Annotated in this window: 25 protein-coding genes; 12 read left to right on the top strand and 13 right to left on the bottom strand. The window is 63.3% G+C overall.

Annotated elements, in window-relative coordinates:
* Positions 1 to 345: phosphoribosyltransferase family protein (locus EOA79_RS15140; RefSeq protein WP_281060287.1), on the top strand; the 345-nt coding region annotated here is incomplete at its 5' end.
* Here EOA79_RS15140 and EOA79_RS15135 read toward each other — a convergent pair.
* Positions 342 to 1,226: a helix-turn-helix transcriptional regulator gene (locus EOA79_RS15135; protein ID WP_127335248.1), complete on the bottom strand. Its 885-nt coding sequence runs from the start codon at positions 1,224 to 1,226 to the stop codon at positions 342 to 344. The two genes, EOA79_RS15140 and EOA79_RS15135, sit on opposite strands and share 4 nt — an antisense overlap.
* Positions 1,227 to 1,357: 131 nt before the next feature.
* Between EOA79_RS15135 and EOA79_RS15130 the strand changes: the two genes are divergently transcribed.
* Entirely contained in the window at positions 1,358 to 2,587 is a 1,230-nt protein-coding gene (locus EOA79_RS15130; protein ID WP_067327132.1) for an MFS transporter, read from the top strand.
* A 72-nt stretch (positions 2,588 to 2,659) separates the two neighbouring features.
* On the opposite strand, the gene EOA79_RS15125 is transcribed toward EOA79_RS15130, so the two are convergent.
* Complete coding sequence (locus tag EOA79_RS15125; RefSeq protein ID WP_095823265.1) at positions 2,660 to 3,523, bottom strand: alpha/beta hydrolase; 864 nt, start codon at positions 3,521 to 3,523, stop codon at positions 2,660 to 2,662.
* Between the two features lie 150 nt (positions 3,524 to 3,673).
* Here EOA79_RS15125 and EOA79_RS15120 point away from each other — a divergent pair, with 150 nt between their 5' ends.
* Complete coding sequence (locus tag EOA79_RS15120) at positions 3,674 to 4,117, top strand: MarR family transcriptional regulator (protein WP_095823266.1); 444 nt, start codon at positions 3,674 to 3,676, stop codon at positions 4,115 to 4,117.
* A gap of 136 nt (positions 4,118 to 4,253) precedes the next feature.
* On the opposite strand, the gene EOA79_RS15115 is transcribed toward EOA79_RS15120, so the two are convergent.
* Positions 4,254 to 4,907, bottom strand: a complete 654-nt coding sequence (locus EOA79_RS15115; RefSeq protein ID WP_095823267.1) for a glutathione S-transferase family protein — start codon at positions 4,905 to 4,907, stop codon at positions 4,254 to 4,256.
* Positions 4,908 to 5,364: 457 nt separating this feature from the next.
* On the opposite strand from EOA79_RS15115, the gene EOA79_RS15110 reads away from it, so the two are divergent.
* The 5 genes from EOA79_RS15110 to EOA79_RS15090 all read left to right on the top strand — a co-directional run bounded on the left by EOA79_RS15110 (position 5,365) and on the right by EOA79_RS15090 (position 8,986).
* Positions 5,365 to 6,009, top strand: a complete 645-nt coding sequence (locus EOA79_RS15110; RefSeq protein ID WP_127335408.1) for a 50S ribosomal protein L25/general stress protein Ctc — start codon at positions 5,365 to 5,367, stop codon at positions 6,007 to 6,009.
* 24 nt (positions 6,010 to 6,033) lie between these two features.
* The gene (gene pth / locus EOA79_RS15105) at positions 6,034 to 6,756 is read left to right on the top strand and encodes an aminoacyl-tRNA hydrolase (RefSeq protein ID WP_095823268.1); all 723 of its coding nucleotides are present in this window, start codon (positions 6,034 to 6,036) and stop codon (positions 6,754 to 6,756) included.
* A gap of 94 nt (positions 6,757 to 6,850) precedes the next feature.
* On the top strand, positions 6,851 to 7,954 hold the full coding sequence (gene ychF / locus EOA79_RS15100; RefSeq protein ID WP_095801669.1) for a redox-regulated ATPase YchF: 1,104 nt from the start codon (positions 6,851 to 6,853) through the stop codon (positions 7,952 to 7,954).
* Positions 7,955 to 8,057: 103 nt separating this feature from the next.
* Entirely contained in the window at positions 8,058 to 8,519 is a 462-nt protein-coding gene (locus EOA79_RS15095) for a MaoC family dehydratase (protein ID WP_095823563.1), read from the top strand.
* On the top strand, positions 8,516 to 8,986 hold the full coding sequence (locus EOA79_RS15090; RefSeq protein WP_067326553.1) for a MaoC family dehydratase: 471 nt from the start codon (positions 8,516 to 8,518) through the stop codon (positions 8,984 to 8,986). The genes EOA79_RS15095 and EOA79_RS15090 overlap by 4 nt, the downstream gene beginning before the upstream one ends.
* Positions 8,987 to 9,060: 74 nt before the next feature.
* Here the strand turns inward: EOA79_RS15090 and EOA79_RS15085 are convergent, their stop codons facing one another.
* The 5 genes from EOA79_RS15085 to petA all read right to left on the bottom strand — a co-directional run bounded on the left by EOA79_RS15085 (position 9,061) and on the right by petA (position 13,407).
* Positions 9,061 to 9,606 (bottom strand): adenine phosphoribosyltransferase, encoded by a 546-nt coding sequence (locus EOA79_RS15085; RefSeq protein WP_095823269.1) that lies wholly within the window; start codon positions 9,604 to 9,606, stop codon positions 9,061 to 9,063.
* 206 nt (positions 9,607 to 9,812) lie between these two features.
* Positions 9,813 to 10,508 (bottom strand): phosphatase PAP2 family protein, encoded by a 696-nt coding sequence (locus tag EOA79_RS15080; protein WP_095823270.1) that lies wholly within the window; start codon positions 10,506 to 10,508, stop codon positions 9,813 to 9,815.
* Positions 10,509 to 10,647: 139 nt separating this feature from the next.
* Positions 10,648 to 11,505 (bottom strand): cytochrome c1, encoded by an 858-nt coding sequence (locus EOA79_RS15075; protein WP_095823271.1) that lies wholly within the window; start codon positions 11,503 to 11,505, stop codon positions 10,648 to 10,650.
* A 19-nt stretch (positions 11,506 to 11,524) separates the two neighbouring features.
* On the bottom strand, positions 11,525 to 12,829 hold the full coding sequence (locus tag EOA79_RS15070) for a cytochrome b N-terminal domain-containing protein (RefSeq protein WP_066994345.1): 1,305 nt from the start codon (positions 12,827 to 12,829) through the stop codon (positions 11,525 to 11,527).
* 17 nt (positions 12,830 to 12,846) lie between these two features.
* On the bottom strand, positions 12,847 to 13,407 hold the full coding sequence (gene petA / locus EOA79_RS15065; protein WP_066994342.1) for a ubiquinol-cytochrome c reductase iron-sulfur subunit: 561 nt from the start codon (positions 13,405 to 13,407) through the stop codon (positions 12,847 to 12,849).
* Between the two features lie 313 nt (positions 13,408 to 13,720).
* Here petA and EOA79_RS15060 point away from each other — a divergent pair, with 313 nt between their 5' ends.
* Together EOA79_RS15060 and EOA79_RS15055 are read left to right on the top strand one after the other, a co-directional pair.
* The gene (locus EOA79_RS15060; RefSeq protein WP_066994340.1) at positions 13,721 to 14,065 is read left to right on the top strand and encodes a cupin domain-containing protein; all 345 of its coding nucleotides are present in this window, start codon (positions 13,721 to 13,723) and stop codon (positions 14,063 to 14,065) included.
* 91 nt (positions 14,066 to 14,156) lie between these two features.
* The gene (locus EOA79_RS15055) at positions 14,157 to 15,011 is read left to right on the top strand and encodes an alpha/beta hydrolase (protein WP_127335407.1); all 855 of its coding nucleotides are present in this window, start codon (positions 14,157 to 14,159) and stop codon (positions 15,009 to 15,011) included.
* On the opposite strand, the gene EOA79_RS15050 is transcribed toward EOA79_RS15055, so the two are convergent.
* The 5 genes from EOA79_RS15050 to EOA79_RS15030 all read right to left on the bottom strand — a co-directional run bounded on the left by EOA79_RS15050 (position 15,008) and on the right by EOA79_RS15030 (position 21,533).
* Positions 15,008 to 15,319 (bottom strand): DUF6665 family protein, encoded by a 312-nt coding sequence (locus tag EOA79_RS15050; protein ID WP_095823272.1) that lies wholly within the window; start codon positions 15,317 to 15,319, stop codon positions 15,008 to 15,010. The two genes, EOA79_RS15055 and EOA79_RS15050, sit on opposite strands and share 4 nt — an antisense overlap.
* A 10-nt stretch (positions 15,320 to 15,329) precedes the next feature.
* Positions 15,330 to 17,213 (bottom strand): ABC transporter ATP-binding protein, encoded by a 1,884-nt coding sequence (locus tag EOA79_RS15045; protein ID WP_095823273.1) that lies wholly within the window; start codon positions 17,211 to 17,213, stop codon positions 15,330 to 15,332.
* Positions 17,210 to 19,102: an ABC transporter ATP-binding protein gene (locus EOA79_RS15040; protein ID WP_095823274.1), complete on the bottom strand. Its 1,893-nt coding sequence runs from the start codon at positions 19,100 to 19,102 to the stop codon at positions 17,210 to 17,212. The genes EOA79_RS15045 and EOA79_RS15040 overlap by 4 nt, the downstream gene beginning before the upstream one ends.
* A 129-nt stretch (positions 19,103 to 19,231) precedes the next feature.
* Complete coding sequence (locus EOA79_RS15035) at positions 19,232 to 21,112, bottom strand: ABC transporter ATP-binding protein (RefSeq protein ID WP_095823275.1); 1,881 nt, start codon at positions 21,110 to 21,112, stop codon at positions 19,232 to 19,234.
* 25 nt (positions 21,113 to 21,137) lie between these two features.
* Positions 21,138 to 21,533 carry a hypothetical protein gene (locus EOA79_RS15030; protein ID WP_095781273.1) on the bottom strand — a complete coding sequence of 132 codons (396 nt, stop codon included), beginning with the start codon at positions 21,531 to 21,533 and terminating at the stop codon, positions 21,138 to 21,140.
* Positions 21,534 to 22,015: 482 nt separating this feature from the next.
* On the opposite strand from EOA79_RS15030, the gene EOA79_RS15025 reads away from it, so the two are divergent.
* Together EOA79_RS15025 and soxR are read left to right on the top strand one after the other, a co-directional pair.
* The gene (locus EOA79_RS15025; RefSeq protein ID WP_095823276.1) at positions 22,016 to 22,474 is read left to right on the top strand and encodes a tRNA (cytidine(34)-2'-O)-methyltransferase; all 459 of its coding nucleotides are present in this window, start codon (positions 22,016 to 22,018) and stop codon (positions 22,472 to 22,474) included.
* A 148-nt stretch (positions 22,475 to 22,622) separates the two neighbouring features.
* Complete coding sequence (gene soxR / locus EOA79_RS15020) at positions 22,623 to 23,066, top strand: redox-sensitive transcriptional activator SoxR (protein ID WP_095823277.1); 444 nt, start codon at positions 22,623 to 22,625, stop codon at positions 23,064 to 23,066.
* Positions 23,067 to 23,225 lie beyond the last annotated feature (159 nt).

The following is a 23,225-nucleotide window of genomic DNA, read 5'->3' as shown; positions in this document are numbered from 1 at the left end:
GAATCCGAGGTGATGAACATCATCGGCGCCGTCGCCGGCAAGGATTGCCTCTTGATTGACGACATCGTCGATTCCGGCGGCACGCTCTGCAACGCGGCCGATGCCTTGCTCGCCAACGGCGCGACCAGCGTCACTGCCTACATCACCCATGGCGTGCTCTCGGGCGGCGCGGTTGCCCGCATCAGTGGCTCGAAACTGCAGGAACTGGTGATCACCGATTCCATCCAGCCGAGCCAGGCCGTGCTCGACGCACCCAACATCCGCGTCATCTCGATCGCCGACCTGATGGGCGAGGCGATCTCGCGCACGGCGACAGAAGAATCGGTCTCAAGCCTGTTCGACTAAGCCGCGGCGCTGCTGGCTTGAACCGGGCCGCTTGATCGCTTTGGCCCCTCGCCTGACTCGCGCGCGCCGCGCATATAGCCGCGCGGCGAGCTGCCGAGCATGCGCTTGAACATGGTGATGAACGCCGGCACGCTGTCATAGCCAAGATCGAGCGCCACCCTGGTGATGGGTTCGCCGTCGGCGAGCCTCGGCAGCGCCGCGAACAGGCAGGCCTGCTGGCGCCAAGTGGAAAGCGACAGCCCGGTCTGGCGGTGGAAGGCGCGTGTGAAGGAGCGCCGGCTCATGCCAGCGGCATCCGCCCAATCGTCGATCGTCGCATGTGGCGAGGGCGCCGCGACAAAGCGCCGGCAGAGCGCCGCGAGCTTCGGATCCGACGGAAGAGGCAGGCCGAGCGGCCGCTCCGGCAGGTTCGGTATCTCATGCAGCAAGAGCCCCATGATCAGCCCGGCGCGTCCTTCGAGCTCGCCGCCCTGAGGCAGCTTCTCCGATTCCACGATCAGACTGTGCATCAGCTCGGTAATGCCGACGACACGTAAGCCCTCCGGCAGGCCGGGAATTGCATCCGGCACCACATAAACCGAGCGCATCGAGACGTCGCCCAGCATCTCGACCGAATGCTCGATGCCGGCCGGTATCCACATCGCATGGTCGGGCGGCACCATCCAGCGGCCGTGCCTGGTCGTCACCAGCACGACGCCGACAAGCCCATGCAGCAACTGGCTGCGGCTGTGGCGGTGCCGCGGCACGTGGTAGCCGTCGGGATATTCGGTCGGCAGCGCGACCGCCGGCCCGACCGCCTGCTCCAGCCACTGCCAGCGGCTTTCATGCAGCCGGCCGAGCTCGGCGGCATCGCCCCTGAAGATTTCCCGGCCATGCGGCATTCGATGTGGCCCACTTGCGAAACTATTGGACCAAACCACGAAAGAAGTCGCCATTCAAGCCGATTATAAGACAAGCGGCCAATAAAGCTGGCTGGCTGCGGTTCGCCGCCAAAAAGACCCGGAGCATTGCCTTGACCGATACGACCGCCACCGCCGTCGCCACCCCAGCGCCGGCAAGCCACGCCTCGGCGCAAGCGACGGCCTTCACCGTCATTCTTGCGGTGAGCTTCTGCCACTGCGTCAACGACATCATGCAGTCGCTGCTTTCGGCGATCTATCCGCTGCTCAAAGAGAATTACGGTCTCGATTTCTGGCAGATCGGCCTTCTTACGTTCACTTTCCAGGTAACGGCCTCGCTGCTGCAGCCTGTGATCGGCATGATCACCGACAAGCGACCGATGCCCTATTCCTTGCCTTGGGGCATGGCCTCATCACTGGTCGGGCTGGTGGTGCTTGCGCATGCCGGCCATTACTGGCTGCTCCTGATCGGCGCCTCGCTGATCGGTATCGGCTCGGCGATCTTCCATCCGGAATCCTCGCGCATCGCCCGCTTCGCCTCGGGCGGCCGCTTCGGTCTCGCGCAATCGCTGTTCCAGGTCGGCGGCAATTTCGGCCAGGCGATGGGCCCGCTGCTCGCCGCCTTCATCGTCGTGCCTTTCGGCCAGACCAGCATTTCCTGGTTCGCCGTCGGCTCGCTGATCGGCATCGTCGTGCTGTGGCAGGTTGGCGGCTGGTACAGCCGGCTGCGCGCCTCGATGGCCAGCCGCAAGCCGGCGGCTCACGTCTCGCCCTTCCCACGCAAAAAGGTCATGGGGGCATTGGCGGTGCTGACGCTGCTGGTGTTGAGCAAGAACGCCTATATCGCCTCGCTGTCCAGCTACTACACCTTCTACGCCATCCATAAGTTCGGCGTTTCGGTGCAGATGTCGCAGGTCATGCTCTTCCTGTTCCTCGGCGCCTCGGCGCTTGGCATCCTGCTCGGCGGCCCGTTCGGCGACCGCTACGGACAGAAGGCGATGATCTGGTTCTCGATCGTCGGCGTTCTGCCCTTCACGCTGGCGCTGCCTTACGCCAATTTGGAATGGACGATGGTGCTTACCGTTGTGATCGGCCTGATCCTGTCGTCGGCCTTCTCCAACATCGTCGTCTTCGCGCAGGAACTGGTTCCCGGCCGCGTCGGCATGATCGCCGGCATCTTCTTCGGCTTCGCCTTCGGCATGGGCGGCATCGCTGCGGCCGTGCTCGGCGTCATCGCCGACATGAAAGGCATCGACTTCGTCTACCACGTCTGCTCGTACCTGCCCTTCCTCGGCCTGCTGACCGTGTTCCTGCCGAACATGAAGGAGGCCAGGAAAGCCTGAGCCGGCCACTCCGGACGAGCTCCAGAGAGCAAAGCACCCGCGCGATGGCGGGTGCTTTTCTGGCGCTGGGACTCAGGCCTGGAAGAAAGCCAGGAGGTCGGCATTGATGACGTCCGCATGGGTCGTCGCCATGCCGTGCGGAAGGCCCTTGTAGACTTTGAGCTCGCCCTTCTTGAGCAGCTTGATCGCGAGCAGCGCCGAATCCGCGATCGGCACGATCTGGTCGTCGTCGCCATGCATGACCAGCACCGGTACGTGGATCTTCTTCAGGTCCTCGGTGAAGTCGGTTTCCGAGAACGCCTTGATGCAGTCGTAATGCGCCTTGGCGCCGCCCATCATGCCCTGCCGCCACCAATTGTCGACCACACCTTCCGACACCGTCGCACCTGGACGGTTGAAGCCGTAGAAAGGGCCGGCCGGAACGTCGCGGAAGAACTGGGCGCGGTTCGTCGTCAGCGCCGAGCGAAAGCCGTCGAACACTTCGATAGGCAAGCCGCCGGGATTGGCAGCGGTCTTGAGCATGATCGGCGGCACCGCGCCGATCAGCACAGCCTTGGCGACACGGCCTCCGGAACCGTACTGCGCGACATAGCGCGCCACTTCGCCACCGCCGGTCGAATGCCCGACATGGATGGCGTTCTTGAGGTCGAGATGCGCAACCAGCGCCGTCACATCGGCGGCGTAGGTGTCCATCTCATTGCCGGTGTCAGTCTGGCTGGAGCGGCCATGGCCGCGGCGGTCATGGGCGATGACCCGATAGCCCTTGGAGAGGAAGAACAGCATCTGGGCATCCCAGTCGTCGCTGCTCAGTGGCCAGCCATGGTGGAAGACGACCGGCTGACCGGTGCCCCAATCCTTGTAGTAGATCTGCGTGCCGTCGTTGGTGGTGATCGTGCCGCTGCCTGAGCCGGCCTTCCCATGTGAAGCTTCAGTCATCTCAATCTCCGTTTTAGATGTCGCGATAAATGATATCGCGATAATGATATGTCTAGTGCAACGATGACTTCTTGTCCACGATAATATGTATCGCGATATGATTTTTTGTGCTAAAGAGCCTCACGACGTCAACAAAAGGATCATGGCGCGATGCCTCTGCCCCTGGACAATCAGCTCTGTTTCGCGCTCTACGCCACGAGCATGGCGATCAACCGTACCTACAAGCCCATGCTCGACGAGATGGGGATCACGTATCCCCAGTATCTCGTGCTCAATGCGCTTGGAGAGGCCGATGGCATGTCGGTCGGCACCATAGCGCGCCGGCTGGCGCTGGAATCGAGCACCGTCACGCCGCTGGTCAAGCGCATGGAGCAGGCGGGTCTGGTGACCCGCCAGCGCAGCCATGAGGATGAGCGGCAGGTGCAGGTCGATCTCACCGCGGCCGGCCGGGCGTTGCTCACGCAATGCAGCTGTCTGGGCGAAACGCTGGTCGAGCGCTCAGGCATGACCTCGGCCGAGGTCGATGCTCTCACGCGAAAAGTCCGGGCGTTGCGCGATGCGCTGAGCGGCGACCAATCGGCCGATGCTCCCTGACCTCCAAACGCTGGACAAAGTCTGCTTAGTGCAGGCCACGGCCCGCGTCCCATCGCAGGGGCGAGCCATTTCCGCCGCAGCTTGGCAGGCATCCTCGACGATGGTCCTTTCAAGACGGAACGTTCAAAATCCTTGCTTAACCTGGCACGGCCTCGCTGCTGACCGGCGGCAGTGGCGGCGCATCCAGCCCCTGGAACGAGTCGCGCCAGGCATCGATATGCTCGATCCGCCGATACCAGCGGCTGAGCGACGGATAGTCGTCGAGCGGCAACTGGGCGGCATCATTGAACGCGAGAAAGGTCGCCATACGAAAGTCGGCATAGCAAACCGAATTGCCGACCAGCCATTGGCGCCCGCAAAGCTCGGCTTCAAGGATGGCGGCTGTCATGTGGAACTGCCTCAGCCCCTCCTCGACCAATGCCTTGTCGATCGGCCCCAGTCCCCAGCGCTGTTTCGTGCCGCGCTCGAAATGCACCATGTCGCAGGCCCTGACGAAATTCTCCTTGCCCCAGCTCAGCCAGCGGATCATCTCCGGTTCGTCGTCGCCGGTGCGCCAGAAATCCGAATGCATGTCGCGCGAGAGCCGGCAGGCGATCGCATCGGCTTCCCACAGTCTCCATCCCGGGCCGACCAGGATGGGCAAGGTCAAATTTGGGTTCAGCGCGCGGTAGCGCTCGGCTTGCCCCGGCGCCATGGGCGAGGCGAATTCGAAGGCGACATCGGCCTTCAGATAGCGCGCCGACGCGACCGCGAGGCGAGGATTGGGATTGCGGTTGAACAGTAGTTTCATATCGATCTCCGGTCCTTCGGTTGCCTGCCAAGGACGTTTGAAACCGGCCCGATGCTACATGACGCATGCGGGCGGGACCCGGCGCAACTCGCCAGATCCGACTTTGCAGCGGAGCAACGCGTCGGCTATGCCTCCCCGACCGGATATCATCGCGCAGCCTCCATCCGACTGCCGATAAAACCGGACAACTCGTGCTACCTAATCCGGACAACTCATGTGCTTACGACACCTTGCGGTCCAACGGCTTGCGCCCCTGCCCGCCTTCCGCTATAGAGCCGCCACCCGCGTAGACACCCTTGGAGGCAACGCGGAGGAAGGCCGGCCAGGCCTGCATGATCCCCGAAGCGTTTGGACAGCCAAAAGCGTTGGATCGACCATGCAAGGCCGCGACGGCTTTCGACGTTTACGGATGGGCTTGCCCGCCGCGAACGCTCCATAACACGCGAAAGGAAATGCCATGAGCCACGAGGCTTACGAGCTCAAGGCCGAAGCGCGCGAACAGGTCGGTAAGGGGTCCGCCCGTGCAGTTCGCCGCAACGGCAAAGTGCCTGCAGTTATTTACGGCGACAAGCAGCCCCCCCTGGCGATCGCCCTCAACTACAAGGACATCTTCTACAAGATCCACGGCGGCGGGTTTCTGACCACGATCGCTACGATCGATGTCGACGGCAAGAAGATCCAGGTCCTGCCGAAGGATTTTCAGCTCGATCCGGTCAAGGACTTCCCGGTCCATGTCGATTTCCTGCGCATCGGCAAGGACACCGAGGTCAATGTCGACGTGCCCGTCCACTTCATCAATGAGGACAAGTCGCCCGGCATCAAGCGCGGCGGCGTGCTCAACATCGTTCGTCACGAAGTCGAGTTCCACTGCCCTGCCAACGCGATCCCGGAATTCATCACCGTCGATCTCGCCGGCACCGAAATCGGCGACTCGATTCACATTTCGGCGGTTGCCCTGCCGGCCGGCGTCAAGCCGGTGATCTCCGATCGCGACTTCACCATCGCGACCATCGCCGGCTCCGCGGCAATGAAGCAGGAGACGGAGGAGACTGCCGAAGCGGCCGCGCCGGAAGCTGAGGCCGCTGAGGCCGAAGAGAAGTAATTCTCTCGGCGCCAGGAGACGACGATGCTTGTCTTTGCAGGCCTCGGCAATCCGGGCGCGAAATATCAGAACAACCGGCACAATGTCGGCTTCATGGCGGCGGACGCGATAGCCCGCCGCCATTCCTTTTCGCCCTGGTCGAAGAAGTTCCAGGGCCTGATCGCCGAGGGCGCCCTGGGCGGCGAGAAGATCCTTTTAATCAAGCCGCAGACCTTCATGAATTTATCCGGCCAGTCGGTCGGCGAGGCGTTGCGCTTCTACAAACTCGATGCCGCCGCCCTCACCGTCTTCTACGACGAGATCGACCTTGCCGCCGGCAAGCTCAGGGTCAAGGCCGGCGGCGGTTCCGGCGGCCACAACGGCATCCGCTCGCTCGACCAGCATGTCGGCAATGCCTATCGCCGGGTGCGCATCGGCGTCGGCCATCCCGGCGTCAAAGAGATGGTGCACGGCCATGTGCTCGGCGATTTCGCCAAGGCCGACCGTGAATGGCTCGACGTGTTGCTCGACGCGATCGCCGACGACGCCGCACTGCTGGCCAAGGGCGACGACAACTCCTTCATGAACCGCATCACCCTGGCGCTGCGCGAGAAGCTCGTGCCGACCGGCGATGACGATCGGCCTCCGCCCAAGGCGCCAAAACAGCAGAGCCATATCCGCCAGGCCCGCCCGCAGCAGCCGCCGGCGAAGGTTCCCGAGAGCGGGCCGATGGCCGCGATGCTGAAGAAGCTGTTCGGAAAAGACTGAGCGTTGAAACGATCATGCCAAGGGCTTGACGATCGTCCGCGCTTTCGCCCATAGCCCTCAGCAAATCTCGAATTCCCGATAGGACCGGACGAACATGGGTTTCAAATGTGGCATCGTTGGCTTGCCCAACGTCGGCAAGTCGACGCTGTTCAACGCGTTGACCAGGACGGCTGCCGCGCAGGCCGCCAACTATCCTTTCTGCACCATCGAGCCGAACACCGGCGAGGTGGCGGTTCCGGACCCGCGGCTGCAGAAGATCGCCGCGATCGGCAAGTCGAAGGAGATCATCCCGACCCGCATCTCCTTCGTCGACATTGCCGGACTGGTGCGCGGCGCCTCCAAGGGCGAAGGTCTGGGCAACCAGTTCCTCGCCAACATCCGCGAGGTCGACGCCATCGTGCATGTGCTGCGCTGCTTCGAGGATGACGACATCACCCATGTCGAGGGCCGCATCGATCCGGTCGCCGACGCCGAGACCGTCGAGACCGAGCTGATGCTCGCCGATCTCGAAAGCCTGGAGCGCCGCATCGTGCAGGTCCGCAAGCGCGCCGCCGGCAAGGACAAGGAAGCAATGACCGTTCTGCCGATGATGGAGGCGGCGCTCGAACTGCTGCAGGCAGGTCGCCCGACCCGCGTCCTGCTCAATGGCATCGCGGCGGAGGATCTGCGCATCCTGCAGGGCCTGAACCTGCTCACATCGCATCCCGTGCTCTATGTCTGCAACGTCGCTGAGGCGGACGCTGCCACGGGAAACGAGCATACAAAGGCGGTGGAGAAGATGGCCGCCGCGCAGGGCGCCGGCACGGTGGTGATCTCGGCGGCGATCGAGGCGGAAGTTGCCCAGCTTTCCGACGAGGAGGAAATGGAGTTCCTCGCCTCGCTCGGCCTTGACGAGCCGGGCCTCAACAAGGTGATCCGGGCCGGCTACGAACTCTTGCATCTGATCACCTATTTCACCGTCGGGCCGAAGGAGACGCGCGCGTGGACGATCCACAAGGGCGATAAGGCACCGCAAGCTGCCGGCGTCATTCACACCGACTTCGAACGTGGTTTCATCCGCGCCCAGACGATCTCCTACAACGACTTCGTCACGCTCGGCGGCGAAGTGGCGGCCAAGGAAGCCGGCAAGGCGCGCGACGAAGGCAAGGAGTATGTCGTCCAGGACGGCGACATCATGCTGTTCAAGTTCAACACCTGAGTGCCTGGCTGGCTCACCAGAAAGGACTTGACCAAATTGGCTCGGGCCTCCATCCGGGATGCCCGACCTTCGGGATCACGCGTTCGTCAACCGGATTGCCGACATGACCGGAAAGACCTGGGCCTATGAGGATTTCGTCGAGGGCGCCTCGCTCGACCTCGGCAGCAAGAATGTGAGCGCCGCCGAGATCATCGAGTTTGCCAGCGAATTTGATGCCCAGCCGATGCATCTCGACGAGGTGGCCGGCAAGGCCAGCATCCTGGGCGGCCTTTCGGCTTCGGGCTGGCACACTTGCGCGATGTTCATGCGCATGCTGTGCGATGCCTTCCTGCTCGATTCGACCTCGCAAGGCTCACCCGGCATCGAGCACGTCAAATGGAAGAAGCCGGTTCTGGCCGGTGACCGTCTCACCGGCAAGGTCACCGTGCTTTCCAAGCGCCAGTCCAAGTCGCGGCCGCAGATCGGCCTCGTCAGCATGCGCAGCGAACTGTTCAACCAGCGCGGCGAATGCGTCTTCGAGCTTGAGAACACCGGCATGTTTCTGACCCGCGGGGCCGTCGCGTGACCCTGGACGAGTATTTCCTCATCGGCCAAACCGTCACCCTCGGCGCGCACAAATTCGAGGCCGACGAGATCAAGGCGTTCGCCAGGAAATACGATCCGCAAATCTTCCATGTCGACGAGGAGGCGGCGAAGGAGAGCATGCTTGGCGGTCTCTGCGCCTCCGGCTGGCACACCGCCGCCACCTGGATGAAATACAACCTCGAAAAGCGCATGGAGACCGAGGGCGTGCGTTGGACCGGTCCCGGCCCGCAGCCCGAATTCGGCCCCTCGCCCGGGTTTCGCAACCTCAAATGGCTGAAGCCGGTCTATGCCGGCGAAACCGTGACCTTCACCCGCACAGCGCTTGCCCATCGACCCCTTGCCGGCCGCCCCGGCTGGAGCCTGCTCACGCTGCGTTCCGAAGGTTTCGACTCCAGCGGCGATAAGGTTATCGAGTTCGACAGCGCGGTGCTGGTGAAGGTGGAGTAGCGAATGGTGAATAGTGAATGGTGACTAGTGAACCATTCCCTATTCACGACTCACTATTCACCATTCAACACTGATCAATGCCCCTCGAAGCCGATCAGCGTCCTTACCGGCACGCCGAGAGCTTCCAGTTTCTGGCGCCCGCCGAGATCCGGCAGGTCGATGACGAAGCAGGCGGCAACGATGTCGGCGCCGATCTGCCTGAGCAGCTTGACGGCCGCCTCCGCCGTGCCGCCGGTGGCGATCAGATCGTCGACCAGGATCACCTTCTCGCCTTGCGAGACGCCGTCCTTGTGCATCTCCATCTCGCCCAGACCGTATTCGAGGCTGTAGGCGACGCGCACGGTCTCGTAAGGCAGCTTGCCCTTCTTGCGGATCGGGACGAAACCCGCCGAAAGCTGATGCGCCACTGCGCCGCCCAGGATGAAGCCGCGTGCCTCGATGCCGGCGATCTTGTCGATCTTCAGCCCGGCGTAAGGATGCACAAGCTCGTCGATTGCCCGGCGAAAGGCGCGAGCGTCGCCGAGCAGCGTGGTGATATCGCGAAACAGGATGCCGGGTTTGGGGTAATCCGGAATGGTGCGGATGGCCGCAAGCAGCGTGTCTTCGAGCGAGGGTTTCATGAGACGAGCTCCGCGTGTCCGGCTGTCGGGTATAACGGCGTCGACGCGCCCGGCGCAACGCAACCAACAACGGCTACCGCGATGGAGCCCGGGAGACAAGCGCATCCGGCAAAGGATCGGCATCGCCTGCCTTGCTCCCGTGTCGGCGCCGCAAGCGAAAAAGGCGCCCCGCTGGCGCCCTTGCAGAAACGTTGGCGACGGACGGCTCACATGCCGAGGTCGGACCGCAGCTCGGATCGCGCCACCTTGAACTCGATCTTGAAATCGGGCCGGCTGAGCAGGACCGCGGCGATCGCGCTGCCGGAAATCTTGCCCATCTCGACATCCGACGGATAATGGATGCCGCCGACCACGCGGTTATGGGCATATTCGGCCGCGCGGGCTATGATCTCGGCCCGCTTCTCCGGCACCATGTCGGACAGGATGATGCCCATCATGGTGCCGACCGTCGCATGGCCCGACGGCCAGGAACCGGAATTCGACAGCTTCACCGCGGGTTTGACCAGATCACTGAGCTGATGCGGACGCGGCCGCTTCCAGACGTCCTTGGCCGGATCGACGACCGCGCCTTCGGTCGCCACCACGCGGTCGAAGAAGGCGCTGAACTTCGGCAGCGTCTCCTTGCTGAATTTCGGTCCCATGACATCGGCGAAGCGCCAGACATCCTCTTCGGCATCGGCGATAGCGCGCTTTTCCATTTCGGGCGTGCGCGTCACTTGCAGGGTCAGCACCTCGCCGAGTTCTGCCTTGGTCTCGGCCGAATCATTGGCCGGCGGCGGCGGCAGGATCATCGTCAGGTCGATGTCCTTGTTGGTGACGAAGGGCTGGGCGTCCTCGGCGCGGACTGCCGAGGAGGCGACAAGAAGCAGCACCACGGCTGCAAGCGGCGCAAATCTTTTCATGAGGACGATCCTTTGAGGTGAGCCAACGCAGGATCGCGATGCGCAATGACAGCCATGTGACACGGCCGGATCAAAGCGGTCCCGAAATTGAAAAGGGCGCCTTTGCGGCGCCCCTCGAAAGTGTCGGACCGATCGCGGCTCAGTGCGCCACTTCGGCCCACACCTTGCGCTTGGTCAGGTAGACCAGCGCGCCGAACAGCAGCAGGAACACCAGGACGCGGAAGCCGGTCTTCTTGCGCTCTTCGAGATGCGGCTCGGCGGCCCACATCAGGAACGCCGACACGTCGCGCGAATACTGGTCGACCGTCTGCGGCGAGCCGTCGTCATAGGTCACCTGGCCGTCCGAAAGCGGTTTCGGCATCTTCAGCGACACGCCGGACAGGAAGTATGGATTGTAGTGCGTGCCTTCGGGGATGACCATGCCGGCCGGCGGCGCCTGGTCGTAGCCGGTGAGCAGCGAGTGGATGTAGTCCGGGCCGCCCTGAGCATACTGGGTGAAAATGTCGAAGATGAAACGCGGAAAGCCGCGCTCGACACCGCGCGCCTTGGCGAGCAGCGACATGTCGGGCGGAGCGGCTCCGCCATTGGCGGACGCGGCGGCCTGTTCGTTCGGGAACGGCGACGGGAAGTGATCCGACGGCTTGCCCGGGCGGTCGAACATGTCGCCGGCATCGTTCGGGCCGTCATGGATGGTGTACTCGGCGGCAAGCGTCTTGATCTGCGCTTCCGAGTAGCCGAGGCCTTCCAGCGTGCGGAACGCCACCAGGTTCATCGAGTGGCAGGCCGAGCAGACTTCCTTGTAGACCTTCAGGCCGCGCTGCAGCTGGGCCTTGTCGTACGTGCCGAACGGCCCGGCGAAGCTCCAGCTCATTTCCTTCGGTTCATTGATCGGGAAATGCGTCGGGGCAGCCGCGTTGTGTTCCTCTTCGGCTGCGATGGCAGCCGTGCCCGCGACCACCAGGCCAAGCAGCGCCAGCGAGGTGAGAATCTTCTTCATGCCAAATCCCCTCAGATTCTCAGCCCTTGGTTTCCGGCGCGCTGACCGCGCCTGCCGGATGCCCGCCGGCTCCCTTGTTTTTCTTTTCCAGCACTGCCTCGGTGATCGAGTTCGGCAGCCGCCGCGGCGTCTCGATCAGGCCGAGCACCGGCATCACGACCAGGAAGAAGGCGAAGTAGAACAGCGTCGCCATCTGCGCCATGAACACGTATGAGCCTTCCGCCGGCTGCGAGCCCAGCCACCCGAGCAGGATGGCGTCGGCCACGAACAGCCAGAAGAACAGTTTGTACCAGGGCCGGTAGACCGCCGAGCGCACCTTGGAGGTGTCGAGCCACGGCACCAGGAACAGCATGGCGATGGCGCCGAACATGCACAGCACGCCGCCGAGCTTGGAGTTGATCGGCCCGATGTTGAAGGTGATGGCGCGCAGGATCGCGTAGAACGGCAGGAAGTACCATTCCGGAACGATGTGGGCCGGCGTCTTCAGCGGATTGGCGACCGTGTAGTTGTCCGGATGGCCGAGGTAGTTCGGCAGGTAGAAGACGAAATAGGCGAAGAAGAACAGGAACACGATCATGCCGAACGCGTCCTTGATGGTCGCATAGGGCGTGAAGGCGACGGTATCGGTCTTCGACTTGACCTCGATGCCGGTCGGGTTCGACTGGCCGACGACATGCAGCGCCCAGACGTGCAGCACGACGACGCCGGCGATCATGAACGGCAACAGGTAATGCAGGGCGAAGAAGCGGTTCAGCGTCGGATTGTCGACGGCGAAGCCGCCGAGCAGCAGTTCCTGGATCCAGTTGCCGACCAGCGGGATGGCGCTGAAGAAGCCGGTGATGACGGTGGCGCCCCAGAAGCTCATCTGTCCCCATGGCAGCACATAGCCCATGAAGCCGGTCGCCATCATCAGGAGGTAGATGATGCAGCCGAGGATCCAGAGCAGCTCGCGCGGCGCCTTGTAGGAGCCGTAGAACAGCCCGCGGAAGATGTGGATGTAGACGGCCACGAAGAAGAACGAGGCGCCGTTGGAATGGAGATAGCGCAACAGCCATCCCGAATTCACGTCGCGCATGATCTTCTCGACCGAATCGAAGGCGAGTGTGGTGTCGGACGTGTAGTGCATGGCCAGCACGATGCCGGTGAGGATCTGCGATACCAGCATGATCGACAGGATGCCGCCGAACGTCCACATGTAGTTGAGGTTGCGCGGCACCGGATAGGCAATGAAGCTGTCATAGACAAGCCGGGGAAGCGGCATACGGGCGTCGAACCAGCGTCCGAGACCCGTCTTCGGTGTGTAGGTGGAGTGTCCCTCGCTCATCGAAATATCCCCCTGCCTCAACCGATAAGGATCTTGGTATCGGAAATGAATTTAAACACCGGGATCGCCATGTTCTCCGGCGCCGGGCCTTTGCGGATGCGGCCGGCGGTATCGTACACCGAGCCGTGGCACGGGCAGAACCAGCCGCCGAAATCGCCTTCCTGGCCGAGCGGGATGCAGCCGAGATGGGTGCAGACCTGCACCATGACCATCCAGGCTTCCTTGCCGGGCGTGGTGCGGTTGGCGTCGGTCGCCGGCGCATCGGCCGGCAAGTTGGCATTGCGGGCGATCGGATCCTTGAGATCGTTGAGGCTAACCGCCGCGCCGTCCTTCATTTCCTTGTCGGTGCGGTTGCGCACCACGACCGGCTTGCCGCGCCACTTGACGACCAGCGAGCTGCCGGGCTGCAGCGAGGAGACATCGACCTCGACAGAAGCCAGCGCCAGCGTCGAGGCATCCGGCTGCATCTGGTCGATGAACGGCCAGGCGACGGCCCCGGCGCCGACCACGCCGGCCATGCCGGTGGCGATGTAGAGAAAATCGCGACGGTTGGGATCGTGGATGTCGGTTGCGCTCACGGGTGCCTGATCCTTTCGCCTCTTTCCGTGCCGGCGGCCGAGCCTTGTCCCCGCTCAATCGCGCCGGCCCGACAGCGCATGGCGAACAGGCTAGCGAATTCCTCCGGCATTTGGAGGTTCGGTTTATGCGTGAAGCCCGTTTTTGTCCAGACGCGTGGAGGCACAAGGGCACATTGTCGCGGGCACATGCCGCGGCACGCGCAACGGCTTGATGATCGGGCCGCCGAACAGCGCTAAATAGCGCTAACTTCAGCGGTAAATCGGAACTCCGCTTGCCTCGACAGCAACCGCCGGCCCGGTCTATTGTCGAGCCATGGCGCATGTCATCGACCGCGACAAATGGGCGAGCACGCCCGACCGTTGGCAAGGCGAGCTGCAATGCGGCGCATTTGGCTCCAACTCCTGCCTGATCTTCAATTATCAGCCCGAGATCGGCGGCGGCCCGCGTCTGCATAAGCATCCTTACGCGGAGATCTTCGTCATCCGTTCCGGCACCGGCCTGTTCACGGTCGGCGATCGGCAGATAACGGCCACCGCAGGCCAAATTCTGATCGTGCCGGCCGACACGCCGCACAAATTCACCAATCTCGGCCCCGGTCCGCTCGAGACCACCGACATCCACGAGAACGGCAGCTTCATCACCGAATGGCTGGAGTGATGCGGCTTATTCGAGAGACAGGCCCTGTCCGCGGACCGATTCCCGCCTAGTTCTGTCAGTCGGAGCGATCGGACAGGTGAAGGCCGGGCGGATGGAAACTTCCAGCATCGAGGTTGAAGGACTGACCATTGCGATCCGCGAAGCCGGACCACGGGATGCGCCCGGCCTCGTGCTGCTCCACGGCTGGCCTCAAAGTTCCCATGCCTTCGAGAACGTGATCGGTCGGCTCGCCACCGATCAGCGCGTGATCGCGCCGGACCTGCCGGGTATAGGCGGCTCGCGAGGCACGCGCAAAACCGGTGAGAAAGCCCATCTGGCCAGGGTGATAGCGGCCTTGATTGACGCCTGCGGCCTGCGACAGGTCATAGTGGCCGGCCATGATGTCGGCGGCCAGATCGTCTTCGCGCTTTTGCGCAACCATCCGGAAATCCTCTCCGCCGCTGCGATCATGGATGTTGTCGTTCCGGGCGTGGCGCCGTGGGACAAGGTCATCCGCAATCCAAACCTCTGGCATTTCGCCTTTCACGCGGTTCCTGCTCTCCCGGAACTGCTGGTTGGGGGTCACGAGCGCGCCTATTTCGACTTCTTCTTCGACACCCTTTCGAAGGAGAAATCCGCCATCCCGGCCGAAGCAAGAGACATCTACGCCAAGGCCTATTCGCGGCCGGAAAGCCTCAAGGCGGGCTTCGACTGGTACCGCGCCTTTTCCGAGGACGCCAAGGCCAATGCCGTTCCGCCGGCAAGCCCGATCGATACGCCGGTGCTCTGCCTCAGGGGCGCTGCCGAGACCGGCGAGATCACCGATTACCTCAATGGCTTGAAGGCCGCCGGCCTCTCCAATATCGAGGGCGACATCATCCCCGATAGCGGGCACTTCGTCGCCGATGAGAATCCCGGAGCGCTCGCCTTGCGCCTGGCGCGCTTTCGGAAGGAAGTCAGCGCTTAGCTGGCGCCGAGCCTGGCCAGCACCGCCCGCGGGATGTCGTATTCGCGGATCACGGCGTCATGCTTGCGCAGCCCGCAGAGTTCGCGCTGGATGAAATAGGCGTGGACGGCTTCTGCCGCTTCTTTCAGCAGCCGGTTGCGATCCCCGCCTTCCCCATTTTCGCGCAGCTTCGCCAAGGCCTCGTCGACGCGCTGGCCGGCGCGACCGAGGGCGGCCGCCTTTTCAGCGAGTATTTCGTGGCCGAGCAGATCGAGAGCGCTTTCCTGCGCTCCTGACCGTCCGAAATTGCTGGGCATTCTGATCGACATGGCTGCGTTTCTACTCCGCCGGGCGCGTCTCTTCCAGCGCGCTTTCCTCATTGAAGAGGAAGCCGCCGGACTGCCGTTTCCAAAGCCGCGCATAAAGGCCGTCCAGCGCCACCAGCTCATCATGCGTGCCTTCTTCGACGATGCGGCCGCCGTCGAGCACGACCAGCCGGTCGAGCGCTGCGATGGTGGAAAGCCGGTGGGCGATGGCTATGACGGTCTTGTTCTCCATCAGCCTTGCCAGGTTTTCCTGGATCGCCGCCTCGATGTCGGAATCGAGTGCCGAGGTCGCCTCGTCTAGGATGAGGATCGGCGCATCCTTGAGGAAGAGGCGGGCGATCGCCACGCGCTGGCGCTGGCCGCCGGAGAGCTTGACGCCGCGCTCGCCGACATAGGCTTCGTAGCCAAGGCGCTCGCGATTGTCGCGCAGCCCCATGATGAAGTCATGCGCCTCGGCTTTGCGCGCCGCGGCGATCACCTCAGCGTCGGTAGCGTCCGGCATGCCGAGCTTGATGTTGTCGCGCAGCGAGCGGTGGAACAGCGCCGTGTCCTGGCTGACCACGCCGATATTGGCGCGCAGCGAATTCTGCGTCACACGGGCGATATCCTGGCCGTCGATCAGGATCCTGCCGCCCTCGAGGTCGTAGAGGCGCAGGATGAGATTGGCCAGCGTCGTCTTGCCGGCGCCGGACGGACCGACAAGCCCGACCTTCTCGCCTGGACGCACGACGAGGTCGATGCCCTCGAGGACCCCTGCCCCTTTCCCGTAGTGGAAGGTGACGTTCTTGAGGTCGATGCGGCCACCCGCAACCACCAGCTCCTTGGCATCCGGGGCGTCGGTCAGGCCGAGCGACTGCGAGATCAGCGCCTTGGAATTTTCCAGCACGCCGAGATTCCTGAGGATACTGTTGAGCTGCATCATCAGCCGTCCCAGCAGCATGTTGAGCCTCAGCACAAGCGAGAGCGTGAAGGCGACGGCGCCGACGGTGATCGAGCCTTCCACCCACAGATAGACTGCAAAGGCGGCGATCGCCGTGATCATGATGCCGGAAAGCGTCGTCAGCGCCACGCGCACGCCGGTCAGCCGCCGCGTGAAGGGCCGCAGCGCATCGAGATAGATGTCGAAGCCGTTGCGGATGTAGCGGTCGTCGCCGTCGGCCGCGAACAGCTTCAGCGTCTGCACATTGGAATAGGAATCGACGAAGCGGCCGGTGATCATCGAGCCGGCTTCGGCGGTCGCCTCGGCATGCTTGCGGATTGCCGGCAGATGGAGCCTGGCCAGCCAGCCGAAGGCGACGATCCAGATCACCACCAGCGCCGCCAGCCTGAGGTTGAGGCCGGCGACCAGCGCCAGCGTCGTCACCGTGTAGACGATCATGAACCAGACGACTTCGATGAAGCTTTCCATGAGGTCGCCAGTGGCCTGCCCCGCCTGCCAGACCTTGGTGGCGATACGCCCGGCGAAGTCGTTTTGGAAGAAGGCGTAGGACTGGCGAGAGACATGCCGGTGCGCCTGCCAGCGCACCAGGCTGTAGAAGCCCGGCGTGATCGTCTGCTCGTCGACCAGCGCCGAAAGGCCGACCACCAGCGTGCGGATGATCAGCACCACCGCGCCCATGAACAGCAGCTCCGGCCCGGCGGCTGCCCACAGCGCGTGCCAGCTGCGTTCGCCGGGAAGCTGGTCGAGGATATCGACCAGCCGTCCGACGAAATAGAACAGCCCGGCCTCGACCAGCGGCGCGATGCCGCCGATGATCAGCATGGCAAAGAAGGCGAGCTTCGCTTGCCCGACATAGTGCCAGAGGAAGCCGCCGACGCTGGCAGGTGGACGAAGGTTCGTCGGCTCGCGGAACGGGTAGACCCAGCTTTCGAACCAGCGATAGACGGCCTTCATCATTCCGCGGCTTCACCTTTCGTCGGCAGATCGTCGGCCGCCTGCTTTTCCTCGAGCAGGAAGCCGCCCGACTGGCGCCGCCAGAGCTGGGCATAGAGCCCGCCCTTGGCGATCAACGCTTCATGCGAGCCGTCCTCGACGATGCGGCCCTTGTCCATGACGACGAGCCGATCCATCGCCGCGATGGTCGACAGGCGGTGGGCGATGGCGATGACCGTCTTGCCCTGCATGAGCTTGTAGAGGTTCTCCTGGATGGCGGCCTCCACCTCCGAATCGAGCGCAGACGTAGCTTCGTCGAGAATGAGGATCGGCGCGTCCTTCAGCATAACGCGGGCAATGGCGATGCGTTGCCGCTGGCCGCCGGACAGCTTCACGCCGCGCTCGCCGACGAGCGCCTCATAGCCGCTTTGTCCATGCGGATCGGTCAGTCCCGCGATCACATCGTCGATCTGCGCGGCCTTGGCGGCGCTGAACATCGCCTCATCACTGGCGGACTGTCGTCCATATTTGAGGTTCTCGCGAACGGATCGATGCAGGAGCGACGTATCCTGATTGACGAAGCCGATCGCCGCGCGAACGCTTTCCTGCGAGACGTTGCGGAGGTCCTGTCCGTCGATCAGCACCTTGCCGTCCTGCACGTCGAACAGCCGCAGCACGAGATTGACCAGTGTCGACTTGCCGGCCCCGGAACGGCCGATCAGGCCGACCCGCTCGCCCGGCGCGATCTTCAGCGACAGATTGTCGATGACGCCGCCTTTGCCGTCCTTGCGCCAATAGTTGAAGTTCACCTGCTCGAACTCGATGCCGCCGGCTTTGACCACGAGGGCCGGCGCGTCCGGCTGGTCCTGCATTGTGATGGGGCGCGCGATCGTCGTCATCGAATTGCTGGCGACGCCGATCTGCCGGAAGACGTTGGCGCCGACATCGAGGATCCTGCCGGAAATGTTGGCGATCTGCAGCGCGAACGGTATCGCCGTCGCCACGGCCGCCGTGGTCATGGCGCCGGCGTTCCAGCCGGCCAGCGCCAGCCAGCTTATGGCGATGAGCAGCATAGCGTTGAGGACGAACAGGGCCGACCACATCAGTGTGAAAACGCGCATCAGCTGGTAAAACGTGTCGGCGTGCTCGACGACGGCTTGCGAGACATATTTGTCTTCGTGCTCGCCGGTCGAGAATGTCTTGAGCGTCAGGATATTCGTGTAGCTGTCGACCATGCGGCCGCTCACCTGCGACCACCGCTCCGACAGGTGGGACGAGCGCTGGGTGATCCTCGGCATCGCAAACCAGAAGATCATGCAATAGAACACCAGCCAGGCCGCCACCACAGCCAGAAGAAGCGGGTCGAGCCGCGCCAGCACAACGATGGCGACCGCGACGAAGACCAGCGCGTACCAGACGGCATCGACGGTGAGATTGACGCTCATCTCCACCGAGTCGCCGCTTTGCATGACCTTCGTTCCGATGCGGCCGGCGAAGTCGTTCTGGAAGAACGACCAGTCCTGACGCACGACATGCCAATGGCTTTGCCAGCGGATGAGGTCGATGAGGTTCGGTGCGATGGCGTGGTTGCGGATGAGCGCGTCGATAACCATGGACAGCGGACGCAGCAGCACGACGATCGCCATGATGACGAGCAGCGGCCCATGCGCGGCGAAGAAATCGCCCGGCCTGGTCTTGGAGAGCAGGCCCACGATCAGGCCGACGAAAATCGGCAGCATCGCGTCCACTATTGCCGCGACGGCAACGATGATCATGCGCAGCCAATAGGCGGCGCGAAACTGCCTTATGAAATACCAGTAGAACCGCCAAAGTCCCATTGGCGGCTGCCTGTCTTCGGCCAGCGCCACCGGCGAATAATGGCTTTCGAACCAGGTGAAGATGCGGTCGAACATTTTTCTCTCGTGGATGCCGGAACCCCGCCGGCACCCGATTTGGTCCCCGGCAGGCCTCTGACAGGTCGTGGTTACGCCCGGGAGCGATTCCCCGCAATTGCCGTAACCTTGATGCCAATCGCGATCGCGTTACTCCGCCGCCATCTCGGAGTGAGACCCTTTGGCATCGGACTCGGCCGGCGCGTCATCGAGGAGGAACCCACCCGACTGGCGCTGCCAGAGCTGGGCATAAAGGCCGCCCTTGGTGACAAGCTCTTCGTGCGAGCCTTCCTCGATGATGCGCCCCTTGTCCATGACGACGAGCCTGTCCATCGCAGCGATGGTCGACAGCCGATGCGCGATGGCGATCACGGTCTTGCCTTGCATCAACTTGTAGAGGTTCTCCTGGATCGCCGCCTCGGCTTCCGAATCGAGCGCCGACGTCGCCTCGTCCAGGATGAGGATCGGTGCGTCCTTCAGCATGACGCGGGCAATGGCGATGCGCTGCCGCTGACCGCCGGACAATTTGACGCCGCGGTCGCCGACATGTGCATCGAATCCCTTGCGGCCGTTATGGTCCGAAAGCGCGCCGATGAAATCGAGCGCCTCCGCCCGCCGGGCCGCCTCGATCAGCATCTCGTCGGTGGCGTCAGGGCGCCCGTAGAGGATATTCTCCCGCACCGACCGATGCAGCAGCGAGGTGTCCTGCGTCACCATGCCGATCTGCGCGCGCAACGAATCCTGCGTTACCCCGGCGATCTCCTGGCCATCGATGAGGATCCTGCCGCTTTCCAGGTCGTAAAAACGCAGCAGCAGGTTGACCAGCGTCGACTTGCCGGCGCCGGAGCGGCCGACGATGCCGACCTTCTCGCCGGGTTTCACAGTGAGCGACAGGTTCTCGATGACGCCCTTCTGCTTGCCGTAGTGGAAGCGGATCTCCTCGAAACGGATCTCGCCCTGACTGACGGCGATGTCGCTGGCGCCCGGGCGGTCCTCGACCAGGCGCGGCAGCGAGATCGACTGGATGCCGTCTTGCACCGTGCCGATATTCTCGAACAGGCTCGACATCTCCCACATGATCCACTGCGACATGCCCCACATCCTGAGCACCAGGCCGATAACCACGGCGACTGCGCCGATCGTCACCGCCTCGCCCAGCCATAGCCACAGCGAGATCGCCGTCACGGAAAACAGAAGCAGCGAATTCAGGATGTAGAGCATCCCATATAACTGCGTCACCAGCCGCATCGAGCGGTAGACCGTATCGAGGAAGCTCGCCATGCCCTCCCTGGCGAAAGTTGCCTCGCGGCGGGCATGCGAAAACAGCTTCACCGTCTGGATGTTGGTGTAGCTGTCGACGACGCGGCCGGTCATGGTCGAGCGCGCATTGGCCTGCTCCTCGCCGACCTTGCCGAGCTTCGGGATGAAAAAGCGCAAGAGCCCGATATAGCCGACCAGCCATACACCCAAGGGCACAGCCAGTCGCAAGTCTGCCGAGCCGACGATGAACAGCATGCTGAGGAAGTAGACGACGACATAGTTTAGGACATCGATCAGCTTGATGACGCATTCGCGCACGGCAAGAGCGGTCTGCATCAGCTTGGTGGCGATACGGCCGGCAAACTCGTCCTGATAGAAGGCCATCGACTGCTTGAGCAGGTAGCGATGCACCTGCCAGCGTATGCGCATGGGATAATTGCCCATCAGCGTCTGCTGGTTGAGCAGCGAATGCAGCCATACCGTGCCGGGCAGCGCGAACAGCACGATGAAAGCCATGCCGGCGAGTTTCCAGCTTTCCGTCTCAAGGAAGGATTCGCGGTTCTGCGCCGACAGCCAGTCGACGATGCGGCCCATGAAACCGAACATCCACGCTTCGGCAAGGGCTATCGCTGCCACCAGCACGGCATCGACGAGGATATAGGGCCAGGCCCCGCGCGTGTAATGCACGCAGAAGGCGACCAGCGTCTTCGGCGGCTCGGCCGGCTCCGCGGCGGGAAACGGATCGAGCCTCTTCTCAAACCAGCGGAACATTCGAGGCACTCGACGATTTGTGCGCTCACGCGGCGCGGGGTTGATTGGTAAGGCCGTTCGGCCGCACGGCGCCGCGGGCCGGCGATACGGAATTGTCCGTATCGCCGGCCCTGCTTCGCGCAATATAGGGTGTCGCGGGCTTTTCGCCGACAGGCTTGCCAGAGGATCCTGACGACAAGCTGTCGCCGGCCCTGGTTTTGCCCGGTCGGACCATGCGGATGATCCGGCGCACCAGCGAGGGTCGACCGGGATCGGGCACCGCGCGCGAGAAGTCGACGTCCGGCAGCATGCCGCGATGCGGACGCCGGCGCGTCTCGGCGTGCACCGCCGACGAGTAAGTCTCGCCGATCAGCAGCGCCCAGGTCGCCACCTTGCGCTCATGCAAGCTTCTTGAACCCGGTATTTTAAAGGGATCGAACATCGGTCCGTCCTCCATGTGCAAATGCGTTAAAAAGGGTGATGCGAGCTCGACCTCCGGCATTCGGCCGGAGGGACGCGACGCAGTCAGGACATGACGGCAAGCGTCAGTCCCGACATGACGGCCAGCGTCGGTGTCGACACGTTCAGGCGGGGCGGGGCGCCGCTTTGGCAGTTTGAGAAACATCGCAAGATTCCTTCGAAGGCCGAAAACTGGGTTCGGCGGGAATCGGTGCGATGAGGTCTTAAAGTGTCAGAAGAATCGTCGTACCGAAACCGCCGTTGGGCATACGTGGGCCCCAAAGAGGAGCTGCCCGGAGAAGGGCTGGAAGTGCATGGTCATCATGTGGTCCCTCTCCTTCGGTTCGGGTTGACGATGATGGGCGTATACTCGACTTCGCAGAAAATGGCCACCCGCCAGTCTAGAAATCGCCAAAAGCCGGAGCCGCCTGTGGCCGTTCTGCCACTTATTAGAAGGATGCGGAAATGAACGACCGTCTCCGCATCGGGCTCTACCAACCGGATATCGCCGGCAATACCGGGACGATCCTGCGCTTCGCCGCCTGCCTTGATCTTGGCGTCGACATCATCGAGCCGGCCGGTTTCCCGCTCTCCGATCGGGCGCTGAAACGCGCCGGCATGGACTATCTCGAAATGGCGGCGCTTGCCCGCCATGCCGACTGGCACGCCTTCGAGGAATGGCGCCGAACGAACGCGCGCCGCCTTGTGCTGCTCACCACCAAGGCCGAGACCGCCTACACGCGGTTTGCTTTCGCCGCCGGCGACGTCCTTCTGTTCGGCCGCGAATCCGCCGGCGTGCCGGAAGAGGTTCATCAGGCGGCGGATGCGCGACTGACCATTCCGATGCGGCCGGGCGCCCGCAGCATCAATGTCGCGCTGTCCGTCGCGATGGTCGCGGGCGAAGCGCTCCGCCAGCTCGGATAGGCTGCTCAAGCCCTGCTCGTCGTCGCGAACGCCTCCCACTTGCGGCGTCAGTCTCACCGAGGCGCACATCGCCTTCTCCTCAATTTGCCTTGTCAGGCTTTCCTCGCTACAAGCTCAACCTAACTTGAGGTCAAGCGGAAAGTGCGAGATGGCTCCGGTGAAGGAATTGACGGTCGGTCAGGTGGCGATGCGCAGTGGCGTCGCGGTCTCGGCGCTCCATTTTTACGAAGCGCGCGGGCTGATCGGCAGCCATCGCACCGCGGGTAACCAACGGCGCTACGGCCGCGACGTGCTGCGACGGGTGGCGATCATCCGCGTCGCCCAGGAGGTCGGCATCTCGCTCGCCGAAATCGCCGCGGCATTCCAATCCCTGCCCGAGGGCCGCACCCCGACGCGCGAGGATTGGAATCTGCTTTCAACGGCTTGGCGCGACGGCCTCGATCATAAGATCGCCCAATTGAAGAAGCTGCGCGACGGCCTGACCGACTGCATCGGCTGCGGTTGCATGTCGATCGACAAATGCCCGCTTCGGAACAAGGAGGACCGACTGGCCAGAGAGGGAACTGGAGCGAGACGGCTACTGGTGCCCTGAGGATTTTCAATCCGCCGCCGGCAGCCGTCGCATGGTGAATTCGATGACGTCGCCCGGGCGCTCGAACCAGCTTTCGATCTCGGTCCAATAGGCCTGCTTGGGAAAGCGCCCGAACCATTCCTTGGCCTTGAGGCGCGCGGCCGGCCGCGCGCCTCAAGG

It is taken from the genome of Mesorhizobium sp. M1A.F.Ca.IN.020.03.2.1, assembly GCF_004023205.1.
Classification (GTDB): domain Bacteria; phylum Pseudomonadota; class Alphaproteobacteria; order Rhizobiales; family Rhizobiaceae; genus Mesorhizobium.
Note: the sequence above shows the minus strand (reverse complement) of the source record. Positions and strands in the feature narration are given on the sequence as shown.